Annotated in this window: 26 protein-coding genes; 10 read left to right on the top strand and 16 right to left on the bottom strand. The window is 63.5% G+C overall.

Features of this window, described 5'->3' with window-relative positions:
- From EN993_RS02925 to EN993_RS02910, 4 genes are all read right to left on the bottom strand, one after another.
- Window positions 1-762: Gfo/Idh/MocA family oxidoreductase (locus EN993_RS02925; RefSeq protein ID WP_164757522.1), on the bottom strand; the 762-nt coding region annotated here is incomplete at its 3' end.
- Window positions 763-840: 78 nt separating this feature from the next.
- Window positions 841-2,004: an ABC transporter substrate-binding protein gene (locus tag EN993_RS02920; protein ID WP_109663638.1), complete on the bottom strand. Its 1,164-nt coding sequence runs from the start codon at window positions 2,002-2,004 to the stop codon at window positions 841-843.
- Between the two features lie 70 nt (window positions 2,005-2,074).
- Complete coding sequence (locus tag EN993_RS02915) at window positions 2,075-2,923, bottom strand: ABC transporter permease (RefSeq protein WP_109663636.1); 849 nt, start codon at window positions 2,921-2,923, stop codon at window positions 2,075-2,077.
- Window positions 2,920-3,747, bottom strand: coding sequence for an ABC transporter ATP-binding protein (locus tag EN993_RS02910; RefSeq protein WP_109663634.1), 828 nt, complete (start codon window positions 3,745-3,747; stop codon window positions 2,920-2,922). The genes EN993_RS02915 and EN993_RS02910 overlap by 4 nt, the downstream gene beginning before the upstream one ends.
- A 336-nt stretch (window positions 3,748-4,083) precedes the next feature.
- Between EN993_RS02910 and EN993_RS02905 the strand changes: the two genes are divergently transcribed.
- The 3 genes from EN993_RS02905 (at window position 4,084) to EN993_RS02895 (ending at window position 7,670) form a co-directional block, all read left to right on the top strand.
- Complete coding sequence (locus EN993_RS02905; protein ID WP_127262331.1) at window positions 4,084-5,028, top strand: MurR/RpiR family transcriptional regulator; 945 nt, start codon at window positions 4,084-4,086, stop codon at window positions 5,026-5,028.
- 169 nt (window positions 5,029-5,197) lie between these two features.
- Window positions 5,198-6,982 carry an NAD(P)/FAD-dependent oxidoreductase gene (locus EN993_RS02900; RefSeq protein WP_127262330.1) on the top strand — a complete coding sequence of 595 codons (1,785 nt, stop codon included), beginning with the start codon at window positions 5,198-5,200 and terminating at the stop codon, window positions 6,980-6,982.
- A 106-nt stretch (window positions 6,983-7,088) separates the two neighbouring features.
- Window positions 7,089-7,670 (top strand): CatB-related O-acetyltransferase, encoded by a 582-nt coding sequence (locus EN993_RS02895; RefSeq protein ID WP_164757521.1) that lies wholly within the window; start codon window positions 7,089-7,091, stop codon window positions 7,668-7,670.
- Between the two features lie 41 nt (window positions 7,671-7,711).
- Here the strand turns inward: EN993_RS02895 and EN993_RS02890 are convergent, their stop codons facing one another.
- Together EN993_RS02890 and EN993_RS02885 are read right to left on the bottom strand one after the other, a co-directional pair.
- Window positions 7,712-8,947, bottom strand: coding sequence for an amidohydrolase/deacetylase family metallohydrolase (locus EN993_RS02890; protein WP_127262328.1), 1,236 nt, complete (start codon window positions 8,945-8,947; stop codon window positions 7,712-7,714).
- Window positions 8,948-8,976: 29 nt separating this feature from the next.
- The gene (locus tag EN993_RS02885) at window positions 8,977-9,321 is read right to left on the bottom strand and encodes a RidA family protein (RefSeq protein WP_206532338.1); all 345 of its coding nucleotides are present in this window, start codon (window positions 9,319-9,321) and stop codon (window positions 8,977-8,979) included.
- A gap of 241 nt (window positions 9,322-9,562) precedes the next feature.
- On the opposite strand from EN993_RS02885, the gene EN993_RS02880 reads away from it, so the two are divergent.
- A complete protein-coding gene (locus EN993_RS02880) occupies window positions 9,563-10,048 on the top strand; it encodes a hypothetical protein (RefSeq protein WP_127262326.1) in 486 nt (161 codons plus the stop codon).
- A gap of 7 nt (window positions 10,049-10,055) precedes the next feature.
- Here the strand turns inward: EN993_RS02880 and EN993_RS02875 are convergent, their stop codons facing one another.
- Window positions 10,056-10,691 carry an isoprenylcysteine carboxylmethyltransferase family protein gene (locus EN993_RS02875; RefSeq protein ID WP_109665314.1) on the bottom strand — a complete coding sequence of 212 codons (636 nt, stop codon included), beginning with the start codon at window positions 10,689-10,691 and terminating at the stop codon, window positions 10,056-10,058.
- Window positions 10,692-10,967: 276 nt separating this feature from the next.
- Here EN993_RS02875 and EN993_RS02870 point away from each other — a divergent pair, with 276 nt between their 5' ends.
- The 4 genes from EN993_RS02870 (at window position 10,968) to EN993_RS02855 (ending at window position 14,201) form a co-directional block, all read left to right on the top strand.
- A complete protein-coding gene (locus EN993_RS02870) occupies window positions 10,968-11,225 on the top strand; it encodes a hypothetical protein (protein WP_127262325.1) in 258 nt (85 codons plus the stop codon).
- A gap of 29 nt (window positions 11,226-11,254) precedes the next feature.
- Entirely contained in the window at window positions 11,255-12,052 is a 798-nt protein-coding gene (locus EN993_RS02865) for a hypothetical protein (protein WP_127262324.1), read from the top strand.
- Window positions 12,053-12,156: 104 nt separating this feature from the next.
- On the top strand, window positions 12,157-12,834 hold the full coding sequence (locus EN993_RS02860) for a winged helix-turn-helix domain-containing protein (protein ID WP_109663619.1): 678 nt from the start codon (window positions 12,157-12,159) through the stop codon (window positions 12,832-12,834).
- Window positions 12,831-14,201, top strand: a complete 1,371-nt coding sequence (locus EN993_RS02855; protein WP_127262323.1) for a HAMP domain-containing sensor histidine kinase — start codon at window positions 12,831-12,833, stop codon at window positions 14,199-14,201. The genes EN993_RS02860 and EN993_RS02855 overlap by 4 nt, the downstream gene beginning before the upstream one ends.
- 43 nt (window positions 14,202-14,244) lie before the next feature.
- Here the strand turns inward: EN993_RS02855 and EN993_RS02850 are convergent, their stop codons facing one another.
- Window positions 14,245-14,673: an Lrp/AsnC family transcriptional regulator gene (locus EN993_RS02850; RefSeq protein WP_109663614.1), complete on the bottom strand. Its 429-nt coding sequence runs from the start codon at window positions 14,671-14,673 to the stop codon at window positions 14,245-14,247.
- Between the two features lie 115 nt (window positions 14,674-14,788).
- Between EN993_RS02850 and EN993_RS02845 the strand changes: the two genes are divergently transcribed.
- Entirely contained in the window at window positions 14,789-15,892 is a 1,104-nt protein-coding gene (locus EN993_RS02845) for a saccharopine dehydrogenase family protein (protein WP_109665309.1), read from the top strand.
- Window positions 15,893-16,260: 368 nt separating this feature from the next.
- Here the strand turns inward: EN993_RS02845 and EN993_RS02835 are convergent, their stop codons facing one another.
- The 5 genes from EN993_RS02835 to EN993_RS02815 all read right to left on the bottom strand — a co-directional run bounded on the left by EN993_RS02835 (window position 16,261) and on the right by EN993_RS02815 (window position 22,388).
- The gene (locus tag EN993_RS02835; protein ID WP_164757520.1) at window positions 16,261-17,112 is read right to left on the bottom strand and encodes a glycosyltransferase; all 852 of its coding nucleotides are present in this window, start codon (window positions 17,110-17,112) and stop codon (window positions 16,261-16,263) included.
- A gap of 100 nt (window positions 17,113-17,212) precedes the next feature.
- The gene (lpdA, locus tag EN993_RS02830) at window positions 17,213-18,610 is read right to left on the bottom strand and encodes a dihydrolipoyl dehydrogenase (RefSeq protein ID WP_127262320.1); all 1,398 of its coding nucleotides are present in this window, start codon (window positions 18,608-18,610) and stop codon (window positions 17,213-17,215) included.
- Between the two features lie 198 nt (window positions 18,611-18,808).
- Window positions 18,809-20,137, bottom strand: a complete 1,329-nt coding sequence (locus tag EN993_RS02825) for a dihydrolipoamide acetyltransferase family protein (protein ID WP_127262319.1) — start codon at window positions 20,135-20,137, stop codon at window positions 18,809-18,811.
- 1 nt (window position 20,138) lies between these two features.
- Complete coding sequence (locus EN993_RS02820) at window positions 20,139-21,152, bottom strand: alpha-ketoacid dehydrogenase subunit beta (RefSeq protein ID WP_109663606.1); 1,014 nt, start codon at window positions 21,150-21,152, stop codon at window positions 20,139-20,141.
- A gap of 3 nt (window positions 21,153-21,155) precedes the next feature.
- Window positions 21,156-22,388, bottom strand: coding sequence for a 3-methyl-2-oxobutanoate dehydrogenase (2-methylpropanoyl-transferring) subunit alpha (locus tag EN993_RS02815; RefSeq protein WP_109663604.1), 1,233 nt, complete (start codon window positions 22,386-22,388; stop codon window positions 21,156-21,158).
- A gap of 444 nt (window positions 22,389-22,832) precedes the next feature.
- Here EN993_RS02815 and holA point away from each other — a divergent pair, with 444 nt between their 5' ends.
- Window positions 22,833-23,876, top strand: a complete 1,044-nt coding sequence (gene holA, locus EN993_RS02810; RefSeq protein ID WP_109663602.1) for a DNA polymerase III subunit delta — start codon at window positions 22,833-22,835, stop codon at window positions 23,874-23,876.
- 46 nt (window positions 23,877-23,922) lie between these two features.
- On the opposite strand, the gene EN993_RS02805 is transcribed toward holA, so the two are convergent.
- The 3 genes from EN993_RS02805 to EN993_RS02795 form a co-directional block, all read right to left on the bottom strand.
- Window positions 23,923-24,711, bottom strand: a complete 789-nt coding sequence (locus tag EN993_RS02805) for a DUF2182 domain-containing protein (protein WP_127262318.1) — start codon at window positions 24,709-24,711, stop codon at window positions 23,923-23,925.
- 32 nt (window positions 24,712-24,743) lie between these two features.
- Window positions 24,744-25,370: a DUF1326 domain-containing protein gene (locus EN993_RS02800; RefSeq protein WP_109663597.1), complete on the bottom strand. Its 627-nt coding sequence runs from the start codon at window positions 25,368-25,370 to the stop codon at window positions 24,744-24,746.
- A gap of 385 nt (window positions 25,371-25,755) precedes the next feature.
- Window positions 25,756-26,646 (bottom strand): ParB/RepB/Spo0J family partition protein, encoded by an 891-nt coding sequence (locus tag EN993_RS02795; RefSeq protein WP_127262317.1) that lies wholly within the window; start codon window positions 26,644-26,646, stop codon window positions 25,756-25,758.
- Window positions 26,647-26,654: the final 8 nt, after the last annotated feature.

The raw sequence follows: 26,654 nt of genomic DNA, 5'->3' as shown, positions 1-26,654 counted from the left end.
GATCGACACCGCGCCCTTGGGGCCGACCACGTCCTTCACGAAATAGGCCGTCTCGCTCATCATCGGGCCCCATCCGGCCTCGTACCAGCCGACCGAGCCGTCATCGAAGGTGACGTGCAGATGGCCGTAATTCTGCTTGTCGGCTTCCGCCCACAATTTGGCGCCGATGCCGTGCACGCGCACCGGCTTGGCGCCGGTCAGCTGGCACATGACGTCGACATAGTGCACTCCGCAGTCGACGATCGGGATCAGCGAATCGATCAGGTTCTTGTGCCAGTGCCAGGCGCTGCCGCTGCTCTGCTGGTTGAGGTTGAGCCGCATCACCAGCGGCTTGCCGAGCGTCTTGCCGACCTCGATGAACTTGATCCAGGAGGGATGGACGCGCAGGATATAGCCGAGCACGAGCTTGCGGTTCTTGGCCCGCGCCGCCGCGACAACCTTTTCGGCATCCTCATTGTTGGTGGCGAGCGGCTTTTCCATGAACACATGGCAGTTGGCGGCGATTGCCTTCAGCGCGTATTCGGCGTGAGTGTTCGGCCAGCTGTTGATCGAGACGGCGTCGGGCCTGGTCTCCTTCAGCGCCTGGTCGAAATCCTCATAGAGCGGATAGCCGGCCAGTTCGGCCGGGATCTTCGTGTTGCTCTTGATCGAGCGGCTCATGATGCCGACGATCTCGAAACCGTCGAGCCGGTGATAGGCGCTGGCATGCGACGCACCCATATTGCCGAGACCCACCACCAGCACTTTTACCTTGTCGGACACCGCTACCTCCCACGCTTTTCATTGAAATGGATTGCGGGCGGCAATCGTGTCGCCGCCCGATCTTGTTGTCGCCGGTTCCTACTTGATCGCCGAATCGAACAGATGCGCCTTGATCTTCTCGACATCGAGCGCGGCAAAGCCTTCCGACAGCTTGTATCCGTCGGCGTCGGCCTTGACCTTGGCCTTGTCGAAATCATTGGCCGGGCCGATCAGGTCGTTGGTGCAGACATCCTCGGCCTTCACCGGAGCGGTGATCTGGCCGATCTTGTGGATCTCGTCGAAGAAGCCCTGCCAGCTCGCCATATCGTGCGAGCCCCAGCCGCCGCGCTTGTCCATGTCGCCGCGGAAGACGTTGATCTGCTGCAGGATCGAGGTGGTGCCGAGTTCGGGTCCCAGATTCTTGGCCAGCGTCGGGAACTGCTCGAACACCGCTTCGACGGCCGCGCGCGGATTCTGGTAGCCGAATTCGAGGCCCATCGCCCAGCCGCGCAGATATTTCTCCAGGAACGCCTTGCGGTCGGGATCCTCTAGGTCGGCGGCGCGCACGACGAAGGTGTTGGCCGGCAGCTTCGAATTCTGCACGCCGAGCCAGTATTCGAAGTCGAGCCCCTTGGCGATCCACTCGGCGCGGAGCCCCTCCCATGACAGGGCAGCGTCGCCCTGGCCGCCGGCAAGGGCCGTGCCCCAGGTCGGCCAGCCGGCCTCGACATATTTCACCTTCTTGATGTCGACGCCTTGCGCGGCCAGCAGCGGGTCGGTGATCGACTGCCAGGCGGCGGAGCCGAGCAGGATGGTCTTGCCTTCCAGCTTCTTCAGATCGTTCGATCCCTCGCCCTTGCGGAAGGCGAAGCTGAACGTGTCGCGCGCGCCCATGTGGAACACCGACTTAAGCTTCATGCCGTTCTGGATGGCGAAGGAGAACACGCCGGGCGACGGGAAGCCCATATCGGCCTGGCCGACGTCGACGAACTTCACCGTCGCGGTGCCGTCCGATGGTCCCGGCTGCATGTCGGTGTCCAGCCCATCGAAATAGCCCGCCTTCTTGGCCGCCCAGTAGGGATAGTCGTCGAGCACTTCGAGCGTGCCGCGCGGCGAGATCCAGGTGAATTTTCCGTAGGGTTCGGCGCTGGCCTTGAGGCCAGTGGCGCCGAGCGCGGTTGCCGTCACCAGCCCGGCGCCGGTCACCTGCAGGAAATAGCGGCGGCTGATCCCCGCCGGGTTGATCGAGTTCTCTTTGGTCATGGCATTCCCCTTTTTGTTTGACGTCAGTCTCTTGCCGCCCGCCTCCCGGGCGCCGCCTTATCCTTTGTGTTCAAGCCTCCCAGCTCGCCCATTTCTTGCCGATCAGGAAGAACAGCACGTAGATCAGGATGCCGAGCGTCGACAAGATCAGCACCACCGCGAAGAACTGCGGCATCTGGATCATCGACGAATAGGTGGTCAGCCGGTTGCCGAGGCCGAAACCGCCGCCGACCATCTCGGCGCCGACCGCGGTCAACAGGCCGAAGATGGCGCCGATCATCAGCCCGACCAGGATCATCGGCAGCGCCATCGGCGCGCGGATCTTCCAGAAGATCTGCAAGGTGCTGGCGCCATAGGAGCGCGCCAGCGCAATCTTGGCACTGTCGACGCGACGGAAACCGGTGGCGGCATTGATCATCACCATCGGCCCGGCGGCCAGCGCCACCGCGATGATGCGCGGCGTGTAGCCGAAGCCAAAGCGCAGGATCAGAAGCGGCACCAGCGCCAGCATCGGCGTGGTGACCAAAAGCAGGATGTAGGGCGCGACGATCTTCTCGGCGAACGGGAACTGGGTGATGACGGCGGCCAGCACCAGGCCGATGATAGCGCCGATGGTGAAGCCGGACACCAGCTCGACCAGCGTGTAGCCGAGATGCGGCGCAATCAGCGGAAACTCGTCGAACAGCGCATAGGCAATCGAGCTCGGCGGCGGCATGATATAGAGCGGCACATGGAACAGGCGTAGCGCCAGCTCGATGCCGCCGATGATGATCACCGCCACCGCAAGAATGGCCGCCACCTCCTTGCCCGACTTGATGCCGGGGCCGCTGGCGAAGGCCGACAGATTGGTCAGGCTGACCTCGTGGCCGTCACCGGTCTTGGACTTCGAGAATTCCGGAATGGCGTCGCCTCCGCTCACGGCCTGATCCTCACGATCTCGGCGCTCGGGCGCTCCGGCGCTTTTGGCCGCGTGCGTTCGCCGACAATGTCCATCTTGATCCGGTTGGTGAGGTCGAAGACCTCTTTCGTCGCCATGATCTCCAGCGAGCGTGGCCGCGCAAACGGCACGCGATACTCCTTGGCGACACGACCCGGCCGGGCGCTCAGCACCACCACCCGGTCGGAGAGGAAGATCGCCTCCTCGATGCTGTGGGTGATGAAGACGATGGTGGTCTTGGTGTCGAGCCAGATCTCCTCTACCAGCCGGTTCATCTCCTCGCGGGTAAAACTGTCGAGCGCGCCGAACGGCTCGTCCATCAGCAGCACCGACGGCTTCAGCGCCAGCGCCCGCACGATCGCCGCGCGCTGTTGCATGCCGCCCGACAGTTCGCGCGGAAACTTGCCGCCGAAGCCGTCGAGCCCGACGCGGTTGAGCAGATGCGCGATCCATGCCCGGTCCGGCTTCTCGCCCTTGATCTCGAAGGGGAAGCGGATGTTGGCATCGAGATTGCGCCACGGCAGAAGGTTCGCTTCCTGGAAGACGATGCCGATATCGGGATGCGGGCCGGTGATGGTCTTCCCGTCAAGCCGGATCTCGCCGCTGGTCAGGCTGTGCAGGCCCGACATCGACCACAAAAGGGTCGTCTTGCCGCAACCGGAAGGGCCGACGATCGAGACGATTTCATTGGCGCTGACATCGAGGCTGCAGCGGTCCAGCGCCAGCAGGTCGCCGGAGGCCGTATGATAGATCTTGGTCGCTGCCTGCACGCCAAGCTTCGGGTTTCTTGCATCGCCCGTGTTCATCTGCCCCCCGGGAAGATTGCGCGATGATCCATTGGCTCACCCGACCGCGAAATCAGTCTGTAACTATCCTACTTTCCTGTCAAGCACGAGCGCTGGTACCCGTATCACAAAAATGGACACGCCTAGCTATCCAATTGTTTTCTTGATGTTTTCGTGACCTTGAAATACATGTTGCTTTCCTACATACTTCCGAATTCGCGCAGACTGGAAGGAAGCGGGGAAGGTGAGGTTTCCCCAACGACACGCTACGGTTGCGATGTGGTCAGGCACGTGGAGCCATGACGTGCAAACATGCTAAGACGGCAGCCACGCAACCCAGGGAAAGACCAGGACCCCATGACCGAAGCTGGCAGCCAGGACGAGCCTGTTCCAGGCCACGATACTGAGGGGCGCGATCCTGTCCGGCGCATTCCCGACATCATCTCGCTGGTCAAGGATTCCTACAGCGAATTGCGCCCGGCCGAACGGCGTGTCGCCGATGTCGTGCTCGACGATGTCAAATATGCCGTCGACGCCTCCAATGCCGCCCTTGCCCAGCGCGCCGGGGTCAGCGAACCGACGGTGACCCGGTTCTGCCGCGCCATCGGCTGCGAGGGCGTGCGCGACTTCAAGCTGAAGCTGGCGCAGAGCCTCGTCGTCGGGGCGCTCTATCTGGCCAAGTCACCTTCCGTCAGCAACGACAATGGCATGCCGTTCTGGAATGCCGTGTTCGGCGAGGCGCGCCGGGCGCTGCAGGAGGCCGAGCGGCAGCTCGACCCGGCGCAGTTGCAGAAGGCGGCCGAGCTGGTCGCCAAGGCGCGCCAGGTTACAGTCTTCGGCCTCGGCGGCAGTTCCTCGGCGCTGGCGCAGGAAACCCAGTACCGGCTGTTCCGCTACGGCATCACAGTCAGCGCCCAGTGCGACCCCTATCTGATGCGCATGACCGCCTCGACCTTGAAGCCGGGTGATCTGGTGATCGCCATTTCGGCGACGGGACGCACCCGCGAGGTGATCGAAGCCGTCGAACTCGCCAAGCACTACCGCGCCAATGCGATCGCCGTGACCGCGCCCGACACCGATCTCGCCCGTGCCTGCGACGTCAGGCTGACGGTGGCGGTGCCCGAATATCCCGATACGCTGAAGCCGACGGCGTCGCGCTTCGCCTTCCTGGCGGCGATCGACCTTTTGGCGGTGGCCTCGGCCTACAAGCTCGACGGCTCGGCCCGCGAGACCGTCCGCCGCATCAAATACAACGCCCAGATCCACCGCACCGGCAAGGAGATGGAGCCGCTCGGAGACTAGCTCCCTTCTCCCCGTTCACGGGGAGGTGAGGAATGGTCCGCGTAGCGGACGAAAAGCCAACTGCTTGGCTTTTCGAACGACGAACGCCGGCAGGCGGATGAGGGGCGGCGCTGAGTTCGACAATTGAGATTTTGCGCCATGTGTCGGCGCACGCACAAAGAGGGAAGAAATGCTCGAAATAGTACCGACGAAACAGGCCGCCGCATGGCTCGAATCCCTGGCGCAGGCGCTCGAAGCCGGCGATGGGGCGGCAGCGAGCAACCTGTTCGTCGACGACTGCTATTGGCGCGATCTCCTGACCTTCACCTGGAACATCACGACCATGGAAGGCCGCGAGGCGATCGCCGACATGCTGGCGGCGGCGCTGGCGACGACCAAGCCCAAGGCATGGCAGCTGACCGGCGAGGCGACCTCGGACGAGGGCACCATCGAAGCCTGGTTCAGCTTCGAAACAGCAGTGGCGTCAGGAGAGGGCATCATGCGGCTGCGCGACGGCCGCTGCCGGACATTGTTCACGGCGATGACCGACCTCAAAGGGTTCGAGGAGCGCAAGGGGGCGGAGCGGCCGCTGGGTGTGCGCCACAAGGCCGATCCCAGGCGCGAGACCTGGTCGGAGGCGCGGGCGCGCGAGACGCGCGAGCTCGGCACTGATGAACAGCCCTACTGCCTGGTCATCGGTGGCGGCCAGGGCGGCATCATGCTGGGCGCGCGGCTGCGCCAGCTCGGCGTGCCCACCATCGTCATCGAGAAGAACGCAAGGCCGGGCGACTCCTGGCGCAACCGCTACCGCACGCTCGTGCTGCACGACCCGGTCTGGTACGACCATCTGCCCTACATTCCCTTCCCCGAAAACTGGCCGGTGTTCACGCCCAAGGACAAGATGGGCGACTGGCTGGAAATGTACACGCGCGTCATGGAGCTCAACTATTGGGTCGCCACGAAATGCCTTAGCGCCAGCTATGACGAGGTGGAGAAAGTCTGGACCGTGGTGGTCGACCGCGTCGGCCGGCACATCACGCTGAAGCCGAAGCACATCGTCTTCGCCACCGGCGCTTATGGCCCGCCACGGCGGATCGATCTGCCGGGCGCCGATCAGTTCAAGGGCGAGCTTCTGCACTCCAGCCAGTATTCCAGCGGCGAGAAATTTCGTGGCAGGAAGGTCGCCGTCATCGGCGCGGCAAGCTCTGGGCACGATGTCTGCGTCGACCTCTGGGAGAGCGGCGCCGAGGTGACCATGATCCAGCGCTCACCGACGACGGTGGTCAAATCGGACACGCTGATGGAGGTCGGCTTCGAGATCTTTTCGGAGACGGCGCTGGCACGCGGCATAACCACCGAGAAGGCCGACATGATCGTCGCCTCGACGCCGTTCGCGCTGGTGCCCAAGGGCCAGCGGGCGCTCTACGAGGTGATCAAGGCGCGCGACGCGGCCTTCTATGATCGCTTACGCGCCGCCGGCTTCGCCATCGATTTCGGCGACGACGAAACCGGCCTTTTGATGAAGGCCTACCGCACCGGCTCCGGCTACTACATCGATGTCGGCGCTTCGGATCTCATCATCGACGGAGAGATCGGCGTCCGCAGCGGCGTCGCCATCAAGTCGCTGACACCGAACGGCATTCTGTTCGAGGACGGCAGCGAACTTGCCGCCGACGCCATTATCGCCTGCACCGGCTATCAGTCGATGAACGAGACGGTGGCGGCGATCGTCTCTCGCGACGTCGCCGACAAGGTCGGCCCCTGTTGGGGGCTTGGCTCGGGCGTCAAGGGCGACCCCGGACCATGGCAAGGCGAGCTGCGCAACATGTGGAAGCCGACCGCGCAGGAAGCGCTGTGGTTCCACGGCGGCAATCTGGCGCTGTCGAGGTTTTACTCCAAATATGTGGCGCTGCAGATCAAGGCACGGATGGAAGGTATCGCGACGCCGGTTTACGGAAAGCCGAGCAACTCCTGATCCGGTACGCCAGTAGCGTTGGGCCACTACACGAAATTGCTTGCGAACTTTTCAGATGTGGTGAGTAGTCTCCCTGTGTTGCCTGGCAATTCCTGGGGGGAAGCTGGTGGGACTGCTGAGAGGACTTCGTATAAAGCTGGGACTGAAAAAGGACCCGTTGCCGCCATTGCCAGGCGTTGAGATTGGCCGTCATACCTACGGTCTCAACAAGAGATCGTTCTATATGCCGCATGAAAACGTGCCGGTGCGAATAGGCTCGTTCTGTTCGGTTGGCCCGGAAGTTCTCTTCGTCTGCGCGGCTGAACACGGGGTCGGCACCGCAACCACCTATCCGATCCACCGTATGTACGGAAAGGCCCGAAGCGGTCCCGAACCCTCCGGCAAGGGGCCAATCACCGTCGGCAATGACGTGTGGTTTGGTGCTCGTTGTACCATCCTCAGCGGTGTCACGATCGGCAACGGAGCAGTCATCGGTGCGGGCGCCATCGTCACCAGGGACATCCCTCCCTACGCCATCGCGGTCGGCAATCCCGCTCGTGTCCTCAGATACAGATTCTCGCCGGGAGTCATCGAGCGCCTGCAGACGCTGGAATGGTGGAATTGGAGCGACGATCTGATCCGCGAGCGCATCGAGCTTTTGATGACGATGGACGCCGAGCGCTTCGTCGGCATGCTGGATCCGGCCTGACTGCGCTGACATCCAACGACCGTCAGCAGAAAGGCGCAGCCTCAATCGTGCCGATGTCCAAAATGCCTCGCCGCAACCTCGACATGCGTATGCCGCTCATGCGGCTCAAAACGCTCGGTCTCGCTGACATCGTTGACCGCCTCGTTCGGCCACCAGGTGCCGCCGATGGCGATGCCTTCGCAGATCAGCCGCTGGTCGGCGACCAGCGATGCGCCAACCGCGTCGACGAAGGTGAAGCGGCCCGGGCGCTGCCGCAGCACGGCGACGTCGCCGACAGTGCCGACCGCCAGCGTGCCCAGATCAGGTCTGGCGATCGCCTGCGCCGGCGCTTGTGTTGCGGCGCGTAGGACCTCGACCAGCGGCATGCCGAGCGCCAGCAGCTTCGACATGCAGACCAAGATGTCGAAGGCCGGCCCATCGACGCAGTAGAGATGCACATCGCTGCTGATCACGTCCGGCGCCAGCCCTTCCTCGAGCATCGCCCTGGCGACGGCGAAATCGAACGAGCCCATGCCGTGGCCGATGTCGAAGATAACGCCACGCTCGCGCGCCAGCCGCATGTCGGGCCTCACGGCGCCGGAGGCGAAGACCGGCGCGTTGGGGAATGGGCGGAAGCAGTGGGTGAGGATATCGCCCTTGCGCAGGCGCGGCAGCACTTCCGAGCGGCCGGGCGGCGGCTCGTCGATATGCGCCATCAGCGGCAGGCCAGCCTGGTCGGCAGCCTCCAGCGCGAGATCCACCGGGGCGATGCCGCTGGTCCCGCCGGCATGTTTGCCGGAGCGAACTTTTACGCCGACCACGACATCGCGGTGTTCACGCACCGCTGCCACAACCTCGCGCGGCTCGCATAGCCTGAGGTCGCTGCATTCGCCGACCGACACCGTCTGCGAGAAGCCGAAGATGCCGGCAAAGGAAATGTTGACATAGGCCAGGATGCGAACCTTCGAGCGCTCCATGACGTGGCGGCGGAAGCCGAGGAAATTGCCGGCTCCCGCACTGCCCGCATCGATGAAGGTGGTGGTGCCGCTCTTGGCGGCCAGCCGATCGGCATCGACGCCGAGCGAGGTGCCGCCCCAATAGACGTGGCTATGCAGGTCGACGAGGCCTGGTGTGACGATGCAGCCGCCGGCATCGACGACCTGCGCGGCGCGGCCGGCCGGGATATCGGCGTCGACCGCCGCAATGCGGCCATTGGCAATGGCGACATCGCGCGGCGCATCGAGCCCGGACGCCGGGTCGATCAGCCGTCCGCCCTTCAGCAGGAGGTCGAATTGCATTGAGGTCACCTCCGGTTCGCCAGCTTCGCTTAGAGAGGCCGGTAGGCGACCGCCTCGACCTCGATCTTGATGTCGATCATCAGCCGCGATTCGACCGTGGTGCGGGCCGGCGGGTTCTTCGGAAAGTGCTTGGCGTAGACAGCGTTGAAGGCGCCGAAATCGCGCGCGTCCTCCAGCCAGACCGTCGTCTTCACGACATCGTCCAGGGTGCAGCCGGCGAGCGCCAACGCAGCCTTGATGTTGGCGAGCACCTGTTCTGTCTGTTCCGTTATGCCGCCCTTGACCACGATGCCGTCGCTGCCGACGGGCACCTGGCCGGAGACATAAACGAGATCACCGGCCCGCACGGCTGGCGACAGCGGCACATGCGACATTCCAAAACATTGCTTGGGCAAGGGAAGGCCTCCTCTGATGACAGGACGGGATGCCGTGGCAGCGCCCGCTTGCGTCGACATTTACCCCGATCGGGGCGATCCTCATAGGGGCCTTGTTGGAAAGCAACATTCTTCGAAATCTATGTTGCTTTATTACAGAAGCGCTTGCATCGTGAGCGCTGTCGGGCTGCCTTTGCAGCCGCAACGCACAGACGCATTTGCCGGACCGGAGACAATAGCAATGACCTACGACAAGAACCCGTTTCCATCAGGCGATGCGGATCGCCACGCGCTCTGGGAAATGCTGGTGCGGCGCGACATCGACGCCTTCATCGGCCAGGACTGGTCCATGGTCGAGGATGATTTCGTCGCCGACAGCTTCTTCGGCATGCACGCGCATTTCCTCAGCAATGCCGACGCCTGGCGGCTGCAGTTTCCGAGGCTGGAAATCTATCGCGACGAGTGGCTGCGCCAGGCCAAGGAGACGGCGGCGACCAAATTCGCCGAGCCGCTGCGCGAGGCGCTGTTTCGCGTCACCAACATGCGCGACATCGATGTCGATGGCGACCGCGCCGTGCTGCACAAGAAATTCGACGGCTCGGTTGCCAAGGCGGATGGCAGCGTCGACAGGCTGAAATGGCAGACGCTGTATTTCTGCAGGAAGGTCAGCGGACGTTGGAAGATCGCGGGCTTTGTCGGCTATATGCCGCATCCGCTCGGCAGCTAGGAACCGATCAGTAGAGCGTGACGAAGGCTGGAAACAGCAGGCCGGTCGCCCGGAAATGCTCGACCAGTTCGATGGCCGGGAAGATGGCGAGGAAATAAAGCCCGTCGAAAAACGTACGCTTGAGCGCCCGCGTCGAGAACTGCAGCTCGTCATGGTCGTGGTACAGCCAAGGATTTGGCCAGAAGCGGGGCGTGTCCTTGGTATAGGCAAGGTAGGCCGGGCCGAATTTGCCGAGCAGGAATTCGGCCTCCTTTCGCGCCGTGACGCGAAAGATGAAGAAGCTGGCGAGGCCCAGCGCCAGCGCCGCCACCATCGAGCCGTAGAGCAATCCGACGCCGACCGCGCCGACCGTCGAGAAGAAATAGAGCGGGTTCTGGGTTGTCGAGAACGGTCCCGTCGAGACCAGTTCCTCGTTCTTCTTGCCGCCGACATAGAGGATGCTCCAGAGTCGTCCGACGACGCAGGCGAGCACCAGGCAGAAGCCGAGGAGTTCGAGCCTTTCGTGCCCGTCCGAGCCCTCGCTCAGCGCCGGTTTGGTGAGAAACAGCAGCAGCACCGCCAGCAGCGCCGCGGCCCGCACGAAGATCAACCGCTTGCGCTGGTCGAAGGCCTGTGAAACCGGCTTGAGGGAAGCGTAGGTCATTCTTGTTTTCCTTGGGCTTCGACAACCGGCGTTGAGCAGGTTCGGGGCACTGGTCACCACATTGATGGCGGATGCAAGGCGCCCGCATTTCATCAGCGCATCGCGAGGCATTCGTAAAGGCCTTTTGCGCGATCCACGCCCATTCTTACGAATTTGTATGCCGCCGGACAGGCTGATGTGAAGTCGCATCCCTATCGTTCGGATGCCGGCCTGCCATTTAAGGGCCGGCTTCCATTGCGGCAGCCCGACCACCGGCATCAAACAAGGAATGGTTTCATGAGAAGATTTGCGCTTGCCATCGCGGTCGGCACCCTCGCCATCTCCGGCGCGATTTGCACCGTCTTTGCCGCCACCGCGCCCTGCGAGGAGACGTTGAAAGCCCTTCGCGCGGCCGAGGCAACGGCCACGCTCAGCGCCGCCGACAAGGCGAAGGTCTCGGAGCTGGAGACCAAGGGCATCGAGCGCTGCAATGCGGACGACGACAAACGCGCCGACGACTTCTTCGCTCAGGCCATGAAGGTCATGGGCAAGTAATTCCGCGAACCAGCCTCAGGATATCAGCCATGCTCTCGCACAACACGCAACCCCCAGCCGGACCAGGCCACAACAGGGTTCCGGATGTCACGATCGATTTCTGGCTGATCAAGCTGATGGCGGTGACCATGGGCGAGACGGCGGCCGACTATCTCGCCGTCAACCTGGGACTTGGGCTGACCGTTACATCGCTGATCATGTCGGGCGTGCTGATCGTAGCGCTTGTCTTGCAGTTCGCGCAGAAACGCTACGTGCCATGGGCCTACTGGCTGGCGGTGGTGCTGATCAGCGTCGTTGGTACACTGGTGACGGACAATCTCGTCGACAATTTCGGCGTGCGCCTGCAGACGACGACCATCGCTTTCTCGGTCGTGCTCGCCGCAACATTCGCCGTCTGGTACGCCAGCGAAAGGACTCTGTCGATCCACACCATCTTCACCACCCGACGCGAGACCTTCTACTGGCTGGCGATCCTCTTCACCTTCTCGCTCGGCACCGCCGCCGGCGACCTCGTCGCCGAGACCTTCGACATGGGCTACCTCACGTCAGGCCTGCTGTTCGGCGGGGTGATCGCGCTGATCGCGCTCGCCTATTATCTACTCCACCTGGACGCCATCCTGGCCTTCTGGCTTGCCTACATCCTGACCCGCCCGCTTGGCGCCTCCTTCGGTGACCTGCTGTCGCAGCCGGTCGAATATGGCGGCCTCGGCTTCGGCACGACCTTCACCAGCCTGATCTTCCTCGGCTGCATCATTGCCCTTGTTCTCTACATGACCCTGAAGAAAACCGCCGACGATGCCGACGAAATCCTGCTGGAGTCGGATTGAAACCTTGGCTTCGTCAGGGAAGCGGCCTGAATGCCTGCCATCCTAGGAACGGACCCATGCCGGTGCTACCCTGCCCCAGATCTCGGCAACGGACCGGACCTTTCATGCGACTTCTTCTCGTCGAGGACGACCACAGGACCGCCGACTACATCGTCAAGGGACTGACCGAGGCCGGCCATGTCTGCGACTTGCTTCGCAACGGACATGACGCACTTTTCGCGGCAACCAGCGGCAGCTATGACGTGATCGTCGCCGATCGTATGATCCCGGGCCTCGACGGCCTGTCGATGGTCAAGGCGATCCGCGCCGCCGGCGTACGGACGCCGGCCATCTTTCTCACCTCGGTCGGCGGCATCGACGACCGCGTCGAAGGGCTCGAGGCGGGCGGCGACGACTATCTGGTCAAGCCCTTCGCCTTTTCCGAGCTTCTCGCCCGCATCAACGCGCTCGGCCGACGGCCGGCCGCGCAGGAGCAGAAAACCGTTCTGCGGGTTGCCGACCTCGAAATGGACCTGATCATGCGGCGCGTTATCAGGCAGGGCCAGCCGATCGACCTGCAGCCCAGGGAGTTCAGCCTGCTGGAAGTGCTGATGCGCGGCGAGGGCCGCGTCATCACCCGCACCATGCTTCTGGAGCGCGTCTGGGATTTTCATTTCGATCCCAGGACTAGCGTCGTCGAAACCCATATCAGCCGGCTGCGGGCCAAGATCGACAAGCCATTCGAAACCCAGCTCATCCACACGGTCCGCAACACCGGCTACAGCCTGCACGCGGCGCCATGACCGGAACATGGTCCCGCCTGCTGCGCAGCACGCCGTTCCGACTTGCCTTGACCTTCGCCTTCCTGTTCGTGCTGGCCTTCGTCTTGTCGGGCGCCATCGTCTACCAGATGATGAGTGCCGATCTTGCCGAGCGGCTCGACGACACCATCAAGGAAACCTACGCGGTCGTTGCCGCGACCTATGCCGACAACGATCTCAAGGAGCTGGTGGAGACTGTCGGCAGCCACTCCATGCGCAGCCTCAAGAAGGAACAGCTGTTTTCGCTGACCGACGCGGCCGGAAACCATCTGGCCGGCAATTTCACCGCGGCAGAGCTTCCCGACGGCTTTTCGATGTTCGACGCCGTATTGCCCGGCGTGCCGCCGGGGGCCGAATACCGCGCCTATTCCGGCTCGATCGGCGGCAACACCCTGACCGTCGCCTTCAGCCTTTCCGAGACGGAGGAGCTGGAAGAGGTGGTGCTGATGAGCTTCGGCTGGGGGACGCTGATCATCACCGGGCTGGCGGTCGCCGGCGGCGCCCTGCTGGCCTCGCGCGTCCAGCGCCGTCTCGACGGCATCGCCGCCACCATGGTGGATGTCTCGCATGGACGGCTGGATACCCGCATTCCGCTGACCGGCAAGGGCGACGATATCGACATCGTCTCCAACCAGGTCAATGCCGCGCTCGACCGCCTGTCGGCGCTGGTCGAGGGCATGAAACAGGTCAGCGCCAACATCGCGCACGACCTGAAGACGCCGCTCAACCGATTGCAGATGATCCTCGACACCGCGTCGGAAAAGAACCTGTCGGGTCAGAAGGTCGCCGGCGAACTGGCGGAGGCGCATGCCGAGAGCCTGCAGATCAACGAGACCTTCGATGCGCTGCTGCGCATCGCGCAGATCGAGGCCGGCGCCCGCCGGGCGCGATTCACCGATGTCGATCTGGGCGAGGTTCTGCAAACCATCGCCGAGATCTATGCCGACGTTGCCGAGGACGACGGAAAATCGCTGTCGTCAGTGCAGCTGTGCGAGACGGCGGAGCGTATCCACGGCGACAGGGAGCTGCTGACGCAGATGTTCGCCAATCTGGTCGAGAACGCACTGCGCCATTGTCCATCAGGCACATCCATCAAACTGTCGGTGACGCGCCAGGGCGAGCGCGTTGTGGCCAGCGTCGCCGACAACGGTCCCGGCATTCTGGCAGAAGAGCGTGAGAAAGTGTTCCAGCGGCTTTACCGGCTGGACCACAGCCGGTCGACGCCGGGCAGCGGCCTCGGCCTCAGCCTTGTCAGGGCCATCGCCGATCTGCATGGCGCCTCGATTATGCTCGAGGATTGCCGACCTGGACTTGCGGTATCGGTCAGTTTTCCCACAGCGATGGATTAGCCGGCGAAACGCCTGGTGCAGTCCAAGTCCTCAGAAGCCCCGCCTAGCGGTCTATACGCGTCGACAGGATGATCGATGACAAAGTCCGTTCGACCCCGTCCATGGCGCCGATCTGGTCGAGCAGCATATCGAGATCGCGGATCGACGGCGCGTCGATAATGACGATCATGTCGAAATTGCCGCTGACCGAATGCAGCGTCCTAACCGGCGCCAGGGCGCGCAGGCCGCGCACCACCTTGTCGGCGAGCTTAGGCGTCACGGTGAGCAGCACATGCGCTCGCACCAGCCCCTGCTCATAGTCCGGCGCCAGCCGCACACCATAGCCGGTGATGATGCCGCGCAGTTCCAGCCGCTCGATGCGGCTCTGCACCGTCGTGCGGGAAACGCCAAGCCGCCGCGCGAGCTCGGCGGTCGAGGCGCGCGCATTTTCGCGCAGCAGGGAAAGCAGGGCCTGTTCGGCTTCACTGAGCATTTTGACGATTCCTGTCGGCAGAATGTCCAATCAGAGTTTCGTTTCGAACAATTCCACGCTTCCTTTCGACGGGCAAGCTGCGAATCTGTGCCTCACAATCAGTGAGGGATCGGTCATGAAGAAAATTGTTGTTGTCGGCGCCGGCAAGATCGGCTCGACCATTGCCGAGATGCTTGCCGCCACCGGGGATTACCAGGTCACGCTCGTCGACCGCTCGGCGGCACAGCTCATTGCTGCCGAACTGCCGGCCACGGTTGCGGCGCTGGAGCTCGACATCGAAGCCGCCGGCACCCTGGAAGCCGCGCTCGCCGGCAAGTTCGCGGTGCTCAGCGCCGCCCCCTTCCACCTGACCACCCGCATCGCCGAGGCGGCGGCCAGTGCCGGCGTGCATTATCTCGACCTGACCGAGGACGTCGTCTCGACACGCCGGGTCAAGGAGCTGGCGCGTTCGGGCAAGAGTGCCTTCATTCCGCAATGCGGCCTGGCGCCGGGCTTCATCTCGATCGTCGCCAACGATCTCGCCAGCCGCTTCGATTCGCTGGAGAGCGTGCGCATGCGCGTAGGCGCCCTGCCACAATATCCGTCCAATGCGCTGAACTACAACCTGACCTGGAGCACCGACGGCGTCATCAACGAATATTGCGAACCGTGCGAGGCGATCGTCGAGGGCGAGCTGGTCGAAGTGCCGCCGCTGGAGGAGCGCGAGGAATTCTCGCTCGACGGCGTCACCTACGAGGCCTTCAACACCTCTGGTGGCCTCGGCACACTGGCTGAGACACTGAAGGGCAAGGTGCGCACGCTGAACTACCGCACCATCCGCTATCCCGGCCACGCCGCGATCATGAAGGCGCTGCTCAACGATCTCGGCCTGCGCCATCGCCGCGACGTGCTGAAGGACATTTTCGAGAGCGCCCTGCCGGCGACGCTGCAGGACGTGGTCATCGTCTTCGTCACCGTCTCCGGTCGCAAGAACGGCCGCCTGCTACAGGAGACCTACGCCAACAAGGTCTACTCCCAGCGCGTCGGCAATCAGGTGCGCAGCGCCATCCAGATCACCACGGCCTCCGGCATCTGCGCCGTGCTCGACATGCTGGCCGACGGCAGCCTGCCGGCGACGGGTTTCATCAAGCAGGAAGAGATCGCGCTCGACACCTTCCTCGCCAACCGCTTCGGCCGTGCCTATGCCCAGCACGAGATGGTGAGCCGGCTGGCGAGCTGAAGCGGCACCACCTTGCCTTCTCCCCTTGTGGGCCTGTTGCATAATTCCAAGACTACAAAATTGGCTGGAGAGGCGCGGAACAGATTTCCAAAAAATCGAATTTCGAACAGAGAAGATGAACCGGAATTCTCGCCGACAGCATTTGTCCGAAACTGGATTCTCCGCGCACTTTGCAACTTTGGAGCTTGGACGCCACGGAACGAATTATGCAACAGGCCCCTTGTGGGAGAAGGTGGATCGGCGCGCAGCGCCGAGACGGATGAGGGGTGTTCCAGCGGAGTGAGGCGTTGGCGTTTCCTGGAGCATCCCTCATCCGTCGCCTTCGGCGACACCTTCTCCCACAGGGGGAGAAGGGAGATCCTCACGTCCTATTTCCGCAACACCATCGGCCGCCCCAGTAGAAACCGGATGAAATTGCCGGCGTTGCGCGAGGCCTTGGCGGAGGTCTGCGGCATCTGCTTTTGCGCAGGCTCTTTTCGGGCAGCCGCGCGCGTTTCTGTTTCGGCACCGGGCCGGCCCACCGTGAAAGCCGGCTCCGCGACCGGCTTGCCGCGCAAGACATTGGCTGCATTGTTGTCGTGGATGACGATGCACCATTGGGCCTCCTTCGAGGCCGCCCCAACGGTGTTGAAACGCATCGCCATCTTCGTGTGCTCGTCGCAATAGACCCCGTTCATGGACGGTGATCTCTTCTCGACCAGCGTGCCGAAGGCCGACGTCGGATATTCGTGCTGCGTATAGCGGTTGGTTGCCGCATCGAAATTCTGGCCGTGCGGAAAGGCTATATAGAGCGGTTGCTGGTTCACTTCGCCCTTGGCGATTTCCCGGCGCGCGTAGAAGTCGACACGCTCCATGAAGCTCGGCGCCAGCGCGTCATCGCTGTCGAGCCGCGTCAGCGAAACGAATTCGGCATCGGTGTCGCTTTGGACAAACGCATTGAAGGCAACATTGTAGTCCGCGCCGGCATCGACGAGGACCGGCCTGACGTCGATCCCGATCGCACAATCGCAGACGGTCCGGATGTAGTTCTCGTGTGTCTCGGAATCGAACCCGACCAGGACCGTAAAGTCCTTCAGCGACTGGCCATCGAGCGAGGGCGCGCAATAGGTGTCGAACAACGCCAGCCGCTCGACCAGCCACACCGGGTCGAGATTGGCTCTGCCCTTTCCATTCCATTGGCTCGGCATGAAGCCGGTGGCGGTGTTGTAGCGAATCGCCACGTATTTCTTCAGGTCGGAGTTCATTGGCTGAGACTAGAGCATGATGCCGAACGGTGGAATCCGGTTCTCGGAAATGCTCGCGCGGGCCGGGCAACCCACCCTAGATATGCAGCGCGTGCCCGAGCGCCTTCAGCGCTGCTTCCTGGAACCCCTCGCCTTGCGTCGGATGCGCATGGATGGTGCCGGCGATGTCCTCCAGCCTTGCGCCCATTTCGAGCGCCAGCCCGAAAGCCGCCGCCAGTTCCGACACGCCCTGCCCGACCGCCTGGATGCCGAGCACCAGATGGTTGTCCGCCCGCGCCACGACGCGAACAAAGCCGTCCTCGCCCAGCTTGGTCATCGCCCGCCCATTGGCGGCGAATGGGAACATGCCGATCTTGATCTCGCCGCCGAGCGCCTTGGCCTCTTCCGGTGACAGGCCAGCGGTGACGAGTTCCGGATCGGTGAAGCAGACGGCGGGAATGGAGCGCTTGTCCCAGCTGCGCTTATGGCCGGCGATGATCTCGGCGACCATTTCACCCTGAGCCATCGCGCGGTGCGCCAGCATCGGCTCGCCGGTGACGTCGCCGATGGCAAAGATGCCGCGCATCGAGGTGCGGCACTGGTCGTCGATGCGGATGAATTTTCCCGCCCTGTCGAGGTCGATCTGCTCGAGCCCCCAGCCTTCGGTCACCGGCTTGCGGCCGACCGTCACCAGGATCCTGTCCGCGGCGACCTTGGCGTTCTTGCCGTCTGAGGTCTCGACCAGCAGCGCATCGCCTTTGGTCGACAGCCCCTTGGCCTTGGCACCCAGCATCACCTCGACGCCCAGTGCGTTGAGCCGCTTGACCACCGGCCGCGTCAACTCGGCGTCATACTGCGCCAGCACGCGCGGCAAGGCCTCGACCACTGTCACCTCAGCGCCCATTTTCACGAAAGCCATGCCGAGTTCCAGCCCGATATAGCCGCCACCGACGACGGCGAGTTTTTGCGGCACTTCGTTCAGCGCCAGCGCCTCCGTGGAGGAAATCACCGGACCGCCAAAGGGCATGAACGAAAGGTCCACCGGCGCCGAACCGGTGGCGATGACAATCGTCTCGGCCCGGATCACTTGGCTTCCCGTCTCGGTCTCGACCGCGACGGTCTTGCCGTCGCGAAACATTGCCCAACCATGCACGGTCTTGACGCCGGCCTTCTTGAGCAGACCGGCAACGCCACTGTTGAGCCGGCTGACAATGCCGTCCTTCCAGGCGACGGTTCGGGCGAGGTCGAGCGTGGGTGCGGTGACCGAAATGCCGAGCGGGCTATTGCCGCCTTCCATGTGCGAGACCTTCTCGAACTCCTCGGCCGCATGGATCAGCGCCTTGGACGGGATGCAGCCGACATTGAGGCAGGTGCCGCCCGGTTTGCCGGCTTCGACGATCACCGTGTCGACGCCGAGCTGTCCGGCGCGGATGGCGCAGACGTAACCACCGGGACCGGCGCCGATGACGAGCAGCTTGCAGGAGATTTCTTTCATCTTGGCTCGCTCTTTCTGGTGAGGAAGGCCCCCTCATCCGGCCGCTTCGCGTCCACCTTCTCCCCGCTGGGGAGAAGAGACGAGCTTTGGCGCCGGCGACCTCCTCTCCCCTCGGGGAGAGGTCGGATTGCCCCGAATTGCCTTTGCAATTCGGTTGGCAATCCGGGTGAGGGGGTCTTTGCGACGGCTCTCATCGCATCAATCCACGAAAATCAGCGCCGGCGTTTCCAGCAGCGTCTTGATGCGCTGGATGAACACCGCCGCGTTCCAGCCGTCGATGACGCGATGGTCGAAACTGGAGGACAGGTTCATCATCTTGCGCGGGATGAACTGGGTGCCGTCCCACACCGGCCGCACCATCATCTTGTTGACGCCGATGATCGCCACTTCCGGATGGTTGATGACCGGCGTCGTCGCCACGCCGCCCATGGCGCCGAGCGAGGTGATGGTGATGGTCGAGCCGGACAGCTCGTCACGTGTCGCCGTGCCGGACTTGGCCGCCTCGGCCAGCCTGATAACCTCGGCGCCGCAATCCCAGATGTCGCGCGCCTCGGCATGCTTGACCACCGGCACCACCAGCCCCGACGGCGTCTGCGCGGCAATGCCGATATGGATGCCGCCATGCTGGTGGATGATTCCGGCCTCGTCGTCGAACAGCGAATTGAGATTGGGCTGGTCCGATATCGCCTTGACCATCGCCCGCATCAGGAACGGCAGCAGCGTCAGCTTCGGCCGCTCCACGCCCGGACGCTTCTCCTTGTTGAGCGCGGCGCGCAATTCCTCGAGCGCGGTGACGTCGATCTCCTCGACATAGGTGATGTGCGGGATGCGCGATTTGGACAGCGACATCTTCTCGGCGATCTTGCGCCGCAAGCCCACCACCTTGATGTCCTGTACCGCATCGTTACGGGCGAGGCCGGATGCCTTGGCGACCTGCGGACCGCGCGCCAGGAAAGCCTCGATATCCTCGTGGCCGATGCGGCCGGCCGGACCGGATCCCGCAACCTGCCTGAGATCGATGCCCGCCTCTTTTGCCCTCAGACGAACCGCCGGCGAGGCCAGCGGTCTTTCGCCTTCAGGACGCGGCGCGCCGGAGACGGACGGCTGCGCCGTGCTTTTCGAAACGGCCGATGGGGCCGCCGGTTTCGCCTTTGGCTCGTCGCTCTTTGGCGATGTCTTCACAACCGGCGGCGCGGCAGCCTCGGGTTTCGGGGTCGGGAGTTTTGCCGGAGGCTCGGCGGCCACCGCTTCCGCTGCGCCGCTTTGCGGCTTCGCATTGCCCTCGCCCGCCACCTTCAGCCGCACGATGGGCGAACCGATCGCCACCGTGTCGCCGATCTCGGCGCCCAGCCACAGGATTTCGCCATCGACCGGCGACGGGATTTCGACCGTTGCCTTGTCGGTCATGACGGCGGCAAGCACGGTGTCCTCGCGCACGATGTCGCCGATCTTGACGTGCCATTCGACGAGCTCGGCCTCGGCGACACCTTCGCCGACATCGGGCAGCTTGATGATGTGTTCACCCATGTCAGGCTCCCATGGTTTCAAGCAAAGCGCGGCCGACGCGCGCGGGACCGGGGAAATAGTCCCATTCCTGCGCATGCGGATAGGGCGTGTCCCAGCCGGCGACCCGCGCCACTGGCGCCTCCAGATGGTAGAAACAATTTTCCTGCACCAAGGCCGACAGCTCGGCGCCGAAGCCCGACGTCAGCGTCGCCTCGTGCACGATGACGCAGCGCCCGGTCTTCTTGACCGAGGCGACGATCGTATCGAGGTCGAGCGGCAGAAGCGTCCTGAGATCGATGATCTCGGCATCGATGCCAGTTTCCTCGACCGCGGCCTGCGCGACATAGACCATGGTGCCGTAGGCCAGCACGGTGATCGCTGAGCCCGCCCGGCGGATCGCCGCCTTGCCGAGCGGCACGGTGTAGTGGCCGTCGGCGACTTCGCCGAGCTCATGCTTCGACCATGGCGTTACCGGCCGGTCGTGATGGCCGTCGAAGGGACCGTTGTAGAGCCGCTTCGGCTCAAGGAAGATCACCGGATCCGGATCTTCGATGGCCGCGATCAGCAGCCCCTTGGCGTCATGCGGATTGGACGGCACCACCGTCTTCAACCCCGACACATGGGTGAACAGCGCTTCCGGGCTCTGGCTGTGCGTCTGGCCGCCGAAGATGCCACCGCCGGTCGGCATCCGCACCACGATCGGGCAGGTGAAATCGCCGTTGGAGCGATAGCGCAGCCGCGCCGCTTCCTGGGTCAGCTGGTCGTAAGCCGGATACATATAGTCGGCAAACTGAATTTCCACGCACGGCTTCAAGCCATAGGCGGCCATGCCGATGGCCGAGCCGACAATGCCGGATTCGTTGATCGGCGCGTCGAAGCAGCGGCTCTTGCCGTATTTGGCCTGCAGGCCCTGCGTGCAGCGGAAGACGCCGCCGAAGAAGCCGACATCCTCGCCGAACACGACAACTTTGCTGTCGCGCCCCATCGACACATCCATGGCGTCGCGGATGGCCTCGATCATGGTCCGTCTCGGCATGGCTCAGACTCCCGCCTGCTGGCGCTGGCGCCGCAGATGCGGCGGCATTTCGGCGTAGAGGCCCTCGAACATGTCGCGCGTCGACGGCTTGCCTCCGGCATGCAGCGTGCCGTGGCTTTCGGCTTCCTTTTGTGCCGCGATCACTGTGTCGAGGATTTCCGCCTCGGCCTGCGCGTGCCGCTCGTCCGACCAGACACCGAGCCCTATCAGATGGTTCTTCAGCCGCACGATCGGGTCGCCGAGCGGCCAGGCGTCGGATTCGGTCTTTGGCCGGTAGGCGGACGGATCATCCGAGCTCGAATGCGCGCCGGCACGGTAGGTGACATATTCGACCAGCGTCGGCCCGAGATTGCTGCGCGCCCGCTCCGCCGCCCATTTGGCGACCGCATGGACGGCGAGATAGTCATTGCCGTCGACGCGCAATGACGGGATGCCGAAGCCGAGGCCTCTTGCCGCGAACGTGCCCGAACCGCCGCGCGCAATGCCCTGGAAAGTCGAGATCGCCCACTGGTTGTTGACGACATTGAGCACCACCGGCGCCTTGTAGGTGGAGGCGAACACCAGCGCCGAATGAAAGTCGGATTCGGCGGTCGAGCCATCGCCGATCCAGGCGGCGGCGATCTTCGAATCATTGCTGATCGCCGAAGCCATCGCCCAGCCGACCGCCTGGATATACTGCGTCGCCAGATTGCCGGAGATCGAGAAGAAGCCGTGCTCCTTCGACGAATACATGATCGGCAATTGCCGGCCCTTCAGCGGATCGGCCTCGTTGGAATAGATCTGGTTCATCATTGTGACCATCGGGTAGCCGTCGGCGATGAGCAGCCCGGCCTGGCGATAGGTCGGAAAGTTCATGTCGCCGGGTTCAAGCGCCTTGCGGAAGGCGCAAGCCACCGCCTCTTCTCCCAGATGCTGCATGTAGAACGAGGTCTTGCCCTGCCGCTGCGCCATCTGCATGCGCGCATCGAAGGTCCTGAGCGTCATCATATGGCGCAGGCCGGCCAAAAGCTCGTCGCTGGACAGCAGTCCGGCCCAAGGGCCGACGGCTTCGCCATTGCGGTTCAGCACCCGGATGATCGAGAAGGCATGATCGCGGATGGTGCGCGGATCGACATCAATCTCGGGGCGCGGCACCGAGCCGGCCTTCGGGATCGGCACATTGGAAAAGTCAGGCGTTCCGCCCGGCCGCACTTCCGGCTCCGGAACGTGAAAACGCAACATCCCAGCATCGGCCATGACCTTTGTCCTCCAATGTTGCCTGGAACAGATATTTGCATATCTGCGCGGCCAGACCAGTGCGAATTCGTCGGGCAAGCCTGCGGACCTCGGTCCGGTCGCGCCGGCCGATCCAGCCTCCCCAGCACCAAGATGAAGATATGTCCGCGAAATTTCTCGTCGATGTTGGGCGGTCGCGCGCAATTAGGGAGAAGGTTGGGCCGGGTTTGCCGGAAGATAAGGTAAGTTGGCGAAAGCGGCGGTATCTCCCCCCTCGTGGGGGAGATGTCGCCGAAGGCAACAGAGGGGGTGGCCGCGCATGAAGCGCCGGCCTCCATCTGCCGCAAGCAGGTCGCATCCAATCGAACCGACCCCCTCTGGCCTGCGGCCATCTCCTCCTCGAGGGGGGGAGATCACGCACTCCACCATTTCACCCCGCCCCCGCATCATGCTAACCAACCCGCCATGGCACAGAAGAAAGCTTACGAGGTCGATGGGTGGTTGGCGCGGCCGGACCAGCGCATCTCCATTGTCCTGCTTTACGGCCCCGATCGCGGCCTCGTCTCCGAGCGGGCGAAGGCCTTTGCCGAAAAGACCGGCCTGCCGCTCGACGACCCGTTCTCGGTGGTCCGGCTCGAGGGGTCGGAGGTCGATCGCGACGAGGGCCGGCTGCTTGACGAAGCCCGCACCGTGCCGATGTTCTCCGACCGGCGCCTGCTTTGGGTGCGCAATGCCAGCGGCCAGAAGGCGCTGGCCGACGACGTCAAGGCGCTGACGGCGGAGCCCGCGCGAGACGCGATCATCCTGATCGAGGCCGGCGATCTCAAGAAGGGCGTCGGGCTGCGCGCCATCGTCGAGGCGGCGGACACTGCCATGGCGCTACCGTGCTATGCCGATGAAGCCCGCGACATCGACGCGGTCATCGACGATGAACTGCGCAAGGCCGGCATGTCGATGACCATGGAGGCGAGGCAGGCGCTGCGCCGCAATCTCGGCGGCGACCGGCTGGCCTCGCGCGGTGAGATAGAAAAACTCATTCTCTACGCCCATGGCCAGAACGAGATCGGGCTGGAGGAGGTCAAGGCGATGTCGGGCGACGTGTCCGGCGCCTCCTTCGATGACGCCGTCGATGCGCTTCTCGAAGGCAAGATCGGCGACTTCGACACCGCCTTTAGCCGCCATTGCCAGTCGGGCGGCCAGCCCTTCCTGGTGCTGTCCTCGGCGATGCGGCAGTTGCAGCAGATCCAAGTCATGCGCGGCCAGATGGACTCAGGCAATCGAAGCGCCGCCTCGGTCGTCGCCGCCGCTCGGCCGCCGGTGTTTTTCTCTCGTCGTAAGCTGGTCGAGAAGGCCCTGGAGCGCTGGAGCACCGACGCGCTCAGCCGCGCGCTGACCCGGCTGCAGACGGCGGTGCTGCAGACGCGGAGGCGACCGGATCTTTCCGTGGCGCTGGCACGGCAGGCACTGCTGGGGATAGCGGTCGAGAGCAGCAGGCTGGCGCAGCGGTAGGAGAGCGATCCTCCTCCTTTCGGCGCCGAGCCGCTGGCTCCATTCGTCAATTCATTGTAATGGCGCCCACCGGCTGAAAGGTTGGCAGCGCCTGTGGAAAGACCAGTACCGCCGCGCCATAAAGAAGCAGAGCGATACCCGACACCTTTGCGATCCCACCTCCTGACGGGAGGGTCTTTTCCGCAAAGATTAGCAAGGTGACCACGGCCATTGCGGCGACGTTCATGATCCCGAGAGGAAAGAGGGCGAGAAACAAAAGCCAGCAGCAGCCCAGGCAAAAAAGTCCATGCTCCAGGCCCATGCGAACCGCACCCCAGTAACCATCGCGCCATGAGGTCAGGATGAAGCCAATCGGCGTGCGGCATTTGGCCAGACATAGATCTTTCAGTGGGGAGAGTTGATAGGCGCCCCCGATCATCAGCAGCGCGCCGCCGATACGCGCGGCCGTCGCCGTGGACAATCCCACACGCCCGGCAAGCATCTCCGCACCCGCCGCCCCGGCAAAGGCGATAACGCCCATCACGCCCCAAACCAGCATGTACCCGGCCACGAACACCCAGCTCGAGACAAAGGTCTCGCCCCGGCCCTGTTTGCCGGCCTGGACCTGGTGAAACGTCAGGATCATGGGCGCGGCCGTCGGAAACATCATGGCAATCATCATGATCATCCAGACGGCAAGAAACAGCGGCGCCTTCATGCCCATGGTGAGTGCGTACATTTCCATGCGCATGTCCACGTCCATGCCCATCTGCTCCCAGATAAGCAGGGTCCACGCCGCCGCAGCGATAGCGATCAGCAGCGCGAGAATTATGTATCGCTGCAACGTCGGCGCCATGGACGGGTCGTTTCGTACTATGCGGCCAACGGCTACTGCTGGCCAGACCAATTGATCGGGGCGTAATGTCCGTTTCGGCGGGAATTGTCCCAGCTCATGCCATGGTCGCTGAATGTACTGCCTTCCGCCCCCATCGCCAGGGCGAGCCAGTCGGGATTGATAGGATGGCCGGTGGCCGCCCACATCTGCCCGTCCTCGCGCATTGTCGGCAGCGGCTCGACCGCCATCTGCATGACGCCCGCGATCTCCGCCGACCGCTTCTTGCCGTCTATCCGGTAGCTTATCGGCACCTTCTTGGCGCCAAGGTTCGTGCCAATCATGGGCGCCAGCACCGCCATCGGGCCGCCCGCGGCGCCAGTGAAGATGGCACCTAGCGCCTCTGTTTGCCTGTCATCGGCCCGTTCGTCGATATAGGCGGCGGCCGTCCAATTGCCGTTTGCCATCGGACCCGGCGTGTGAGCAACCATCGCGACACTGAGCCCATCCAATCGAACGTCGCCGTAGTTGCCCGTATCGATATGAAAGACCAAACCGACGTCGCAAACACCTCTCGTCGGCTTCGATGTCAGCTGCGCGTTGGTGGACAGCAGGCAAGGACATACGACATCGCAGCTACAATTTTCGAAGTAACTTCCGGACAATTGCCAACGGACTGCCATTTGCACCTCCCACTTGCGTCAGGCGCGTCGGCATATCGCTTTGGCAAGGCGGTGCCATTTCACGACTATTGTAGGAACGGCAAATAGCCCTTGCCTCGACTGACCGGCACGCTAGGGCACATAATTTAAGCCATATGTAATATAGGTTACGCCGTTGCCTGGCACTGTCAAGCCGCGAGCGCCAGGGCTGGCGACAGGCGGTGCTCGGGATCGCGGTTGAGAGCGCGAGGCTGGGGCAGCGCGCCCAATCTCCCCTCTCGAGGGGATTCGCGGCTTCGCCGATTTCGCCAATCACCATTGCCACAAAGGAAAAAGGCCGCCCAACGGCCAGCCCTTTCCATATGCGCCAAATCAATCTCCGACTTGAAGATAATTCGCCGGCTAACTACCGCTCCTGCTTTAGCCGCCGGCACAGCTCATCCAGCTGCTCCAGCGACCGATACGAAACCCGCAGGACGCCGCCCTTGCCCTTGTGATCCACCGATACGATCATGCCGATCGTGTCGGTCAGCAGCTTTTCCAGCGCCAGCGTGTCGGCGTCCTTTTGCTCCGGGCTTGGCGCAGGCTTGGCTTCCTTCGCACTGCTGCTGCCGGCCGGCATCTGCGCCAGCGCTTCGGCTTGCCGCACCGAAAGCCCCTCTTCGACGATGCGCTTGGCAAGGCCGGCCGGATCCTCGGCCGTCACCAGCGTGCGGGCGTGGCCCGCAGACAGTGCGCCGTCGACCAGCATGTCGCGGATCACGTCGGGCAGCTTCAGCAGGCGTAGCGTGTTGGCGACATGGCTGCGGCTCTTGCCGATCACCTGGCCGAGATCGGCTTGGGTGTAGCCGTGATCGTCGATCAGCTGCTGGTAGCCAAGCGCTTCCTCGACCGCGTTAAGATCAGTGCGCTGGACGTTCTCGATGATTGCCAGCTCGAGCGCGGTGCGGTCGTTGACCTCGCGGATAATGACCGGGATCTCGGACAGCCCGGCACGCTGCGCCGCGCGCCAGCGGCGCTCGCCGGCGATGATCTCGTAGCGGCCGGCCTGTGTCGGCGAAGGCCGCGCCACCACCGGCTGGACGACGCCATGCTCGCGGATCGACTGCGCAAGATCGGTCAGATCGGCGTCGCCGAAATGCCGGCGCGGATTTTTCGGATTTGGCGTCAGGAACTCGATCGGCACCTTGCCGTCGGCGCTCATACCCGGCTTTTCGGGTGCTACTGGGCGATCAATCTCGCCGATCAGCGCTGCCAGTCCACGGCCCAGTCTCTTTCTCGAAAGGTCTTCGCTCATTTTTATTC

Source organism: Mesorhizobium sp. M7D.F.Ca.US.004.01.2.1, assembly GCF_003997785.1.
GTDB lineage: Bacteria > Pseudomonadota > Alphaproteobacteria > Rhizobiales > Rhizobiaceae > Mesorhizobium > Mesorhizobium loti.
The sequence above is the reverse complement of the archived record's forward strand: the minus strand, read 5'-3'. Positions and strand labels throughout refer to the sequence as shown.

Bases quoted from the DNA above. Each gene is read 5' to 3' on its own strand.
- EN993_RS02855 (WP_127262323.1), top strand. From the start codon at position 12,831: ATGACCGGAACATGGTCCCGCCTGCTGCGCAGCACGCCGTTCCGACTT.
- lpdA (WP_127262320.1), bottom strand. From the start codon at position 18,610: ATGAAAGAAATCTCCTGCAAGCTGCTCGTCATCGGCGCCGGTCCCGGT.
- EN993_RS02850 (WP_109663614.1), bottom strand. From the start codon at position 14,673: ATGCTCAGTGAAGCCGAACAGGCCCTGCTTTCCCTGCTGCGCGAAAAT.
- EN993_RS02910 (WP_109663634.1), bottom strand. From the start codon at position 3,747: ATGAACACGGGCGATGCAAGAAACCCGAAGCTTGGCGTGCAGGCAGCG.
- EN993_RS02880 (WP_127262326.1), top strand. From the start codon at position 9,563: ATGACCTACGACAAGAACCCGTTTCCATCAGGCGATGCGGATCGCCAC.
- EN993_RS02905 (WP_127262331.1), top strand. From the start codon at position 4,084: ATGACCGAAGCTGGCAGCCAGGACGAGCCTGTTCCAGGCCACGATACT.
- EN993_RS02885 (WP_206532338.1), bottom strand. From the start codon at position 9,321: ATGTCGCATGTGCCGCTGTCGCCAGCCGTGCGGGCCGGTGATCTCGTT.
- EN993_RS02875 (WP_109665314.1), bottom strand. From the start codon at position 10,691: ATGACCTACGCTTCCCTCAAGCCGGTTTCACAGGCCTTCGACCAGCGC.
- EN993_RS02845 (WP_109665309.1), top strand. From the start codon at position 14,789: ATGAAGAAAATTGTTGTTGTCGGCGCCGGCAAGATCGGCTCGACCATT.
- EN993_RS02805 (WP_127262318.1), bottom strand. From the start codon at position 24,711: ATGGCGCCGACGTTGCAGCGATACATAATTCTCGCGCTGCTGATCGCT.
- EN993_RS02795 (WP_127262317.1), bottom strand. From the start codon at position 26,646: ATGAGCGAAGACCTTTCGAGAAAGAGACTGGGCCGTGGACTGGCAGCG.
- EN993_RS02865 (WP_127262324.1), top strand. From the start codon at position 11,255: ATGCTCTCGCACAACACGCAACCCCCAGCCGGACCAGGCCACAACAGG.
- EN993_RS02860 (WP_109663619.1), top strand. From the start codon at position 12,157: ATGCGACTTCTTCTCGTCGAGGACGACCACAGGACCGCCGACTACATC.
- EN993_RS02820 (WP_109663606.1), bottom strand. From the start codon at position 21,152: ATGCCGAGACGGACCATGATCGAGGCCATCCGCGACGCCATGGATGTG.
- EN993_RS02900 (WP_127262330.1), top strand. From the start codon at position 5,198: ATGCTCGAAATAGTACCGACGAAACAGGCCGCCGCATGGCTCGAATCC.
- holA (WP_109663602.1), top strand. From the start codon at position 22,833: ATGGCACAGAAGAAAGCTTACGAGGTCGATGGGTGGTTGGCGCGGCCG.
- EN993_RS02920 (WP_109663638.1), bottom strand. From the start codon at position 2,004: ATGACCAAAGAGAACTCGATCAACCCGGCGGGGATCAGCCGCCGCTAT.
- EN993_RS02870 (WP_127262325.1), top strand. From the start codon at position 10,968: ATGAGAAGATTTGCGCTTGCCATCGCGGTCGGCACCCTCGCCATCTCC.
- EN993_RS02825 (WP_127262319.1), bottom strand. From the start codon at position 20,137: ATGGGTGAACACATCATCAAGCTGCCCGATGTCGGCGAAGGTGTCGCC.
- EN993_RS02800 (WP_109663597.1), bottom strand. From the start codon at position 25,370: ATGGCAGTCCGTTGGCAATTGTCCGGAAGTTACTTCGAAAATTGTAGC.
- EN993_RS02890 (WP_127262328.1), bottom strand. From the start codon at position 8,947: ATGCAATTCGACCTCCTGCTGAAGGGCGGACGGCTGATCGACCCGGCG.
- EN993_RS02815 (WP_109663604.1), bottom strand. From the start codon at position 22,388: ATGGCCGATGCTGGGATGTTGCGTTTTCACGTTCCGGAGCCGGAAGTG.